Source organism: Lachnoanaerobaculum sp., assembly GCF_057250505.1.
Window position 1 is genome coordinate 1 of the sequence record NZ_DBHIEQ010000065.1, and the last position, 2,067, is coordinate 2,067.

Annotated in this window: 3 protein-coding genes; all 3 read right to left on the reverse strand. The window is 38.6% G+C overall.

Going from position 1 to position 2,067, the window contains the following annotated elements:
- Nucleotides 1-229, reverse strand: a 229-nt coding sequence (locus ACO6FI_RS13200) for a S1 domain-containing protein (RefSeq protein ID WP_485457727.1), incomplete at its 3' end; no start/stop codon positions are given.
- Nucleotides 204-923 (reverse strand): TIGR03936 family radical SAM-associated protein, encoded by a 720-nt coding sequence (locus ACO6FI_RS13205; RefSeq protein ID WP_485457729.1) that lies wholly within the window; start codon nt 921-923, stop codon nt 204-206. The genes ACO6FI_RS13205 and ACO6FI_RS13200, both read right to left, overlap by 26 nt.
- On the reverse strand, nt 913-2,067 hold a 1,155-nt coding region (locus ACO6FI_RS13210), incomplete at its 5' end, for a TIGR03960 family B12-binding radical SAM protein (RefSeq protein ID WP_485457728.1). The genes ACO6FI_RS13210 and ACO6FI_RS13205, both read right to left, overlap by 11 nt.

The window sequence follows — 2,067 nt, forward strand, 5'->3', positions numbered from 1 at the left end:
GCATATCAAAATACACTGTCTGACGCTCTTTATTGTATTCAATCTCCACAAATGCTGCATTTATATTCTTTGATATCTTTTTTACTCTTCCTATATGTATGCTTCCAAGTAAAGAATTATTTTCAATATATTCTATCTCATTGGCTGTATTGCCGTCATAGGATATGGCAAAAAGTTTATTCTTATATCTTGTGATAAGAAGCTTAGATAATTTCACAGCCGTACTCATCTAAGGCCTTCCCTTCATCTGTGTACATATCAAGCCTGTACAGGTAGTATTCATTTCTTTTTGCACCTTCAAGGCCTTCCTCCGCCAAAAAATCCATTACAAATGCAGGCTTTATATTGTTGGTACTTCCCTGAGATAAGTGCATGAATACTCCGTTTTCTAAAGCTTCAAGCTTATATATATACGACTTGATATCCGTTACGCTTGTAGTCTCAACCTCTACAAACTTACCGTACTCATTTTTCTTTTTCTTCTTTGAAACCTTTGTAAGCAAAATCGATTCTCTTGAAAGCAACTTATCTATGGCTTTCTTTATCTCATCCTGTGATACACTCTCTTTAAACTCCGCCTTAAAATCGGCAGTGTCCATAAGTGCCATAGCAGGCTTTGAGTCATCAGGTATTTGTAGGAACTTTTTAATCTTCATACCTGTACACATCACGGCGTTCAATCTGTCTAACGCATCTTTTGAAGAGATATGGCTTGCTTCTTTTAACTCAATATCCATATATTCGCCAAGTCCCGACACTCCCATACTTAAAGGAGCACCGAAAGACATTATTTGATGCGGTGAAAAACCTTCACTGTACTTTATCGGAATATCCGCTCTTCTCATGGCCTTTTGAAAATATCTCATCAAATCAAGATGTCCGATAAAACGCATCTGATCCGTCTTTTCAAACTTAATTCGCACTTTCAAGACAAACACCTCCGTTATACTTTCTTGCACCGCATCCCAAACACTGCTGTCTGCAGTTCGGCGAAATCTTATCCTCATGTGCCGTATTCCACTCTCTGATAAGGAAGTTCTTTGTAACTCCCGAGTCTATAAAATCCCAAGGGAATACCTCATCAATGCTTCTTTCTCTGAGTGTATAAAAATCAGGGTAAATTCCTGTTTCTTCATACGCCTTATCCCAGTATTCCATACTGAACTGATCGGACCATGAGTCATACATTGCACCATTTTTATATGCACTTACTATAACATCGGCAATCTTTCTGTCACCTCTTGCCATAAGTCCCTCAAGCAGTGTAACCTCCGCGTCGTGGTACTGATATTTCATACTTCTTTGATTTAGCTGTTCTCTCATTGTATCCTTGACCAAATGCGCTCTTCTTATGTATTCGTCTCTTGTCTCCATCTTTGCCCACTGGAAAGGTGTAAAAGGCTTAGGTACAAAAAATGACGAACTTGCAGTGATTGAAACCTTACCTATTCTTTGATCTTTCGGTATTGAATAGTAATTCTTTGCTATTTTCTCACAAAGTTCAGGTATTCCCTTTATGTCTTCATCCGTTTCTGTAGGAAGTCCAAGCATAAAATAAAGCTTTACCTTATTCCAACCGCCCTTAAACGCTTCCATAGACCCGTTTAATATATCTTCTTCCGTAATACCCTTATTTATAACATCTCGTAGTCTTTGTGTGCCTGCTTCAGGTGCAAATGTAAGTGAACTCTTCTTTACATCCTGTACCTTACTCATCACATCAAGTGAAAATGCATCTATTCTAAGTGAAGGCAATGAGATATTGATACCTCTCTCCTTGGTATATTCAAGCAAAAAGTCTAAAAGTTTTCCCAGGTTGCTGTAATCACTTGAACTCAGTGAGCTGAGCGAGATTTCTTCCGCTCCCGTGATATCAAGCATTGTCTTTGCATAGTTTATAAGGTAGTCAAGTGAATGCTCTCTCTGAGGTCTGTATACATTTCCGGCCTGACAGAATCTGCAACCTCTGATACAGCCTCTCATTATCTCAAGCACCACTCTGTCCTGCGTAACCTTGATAAAAGGTACTACAGGTTTTGACAGATATGAAACGGTATCCATATTTTG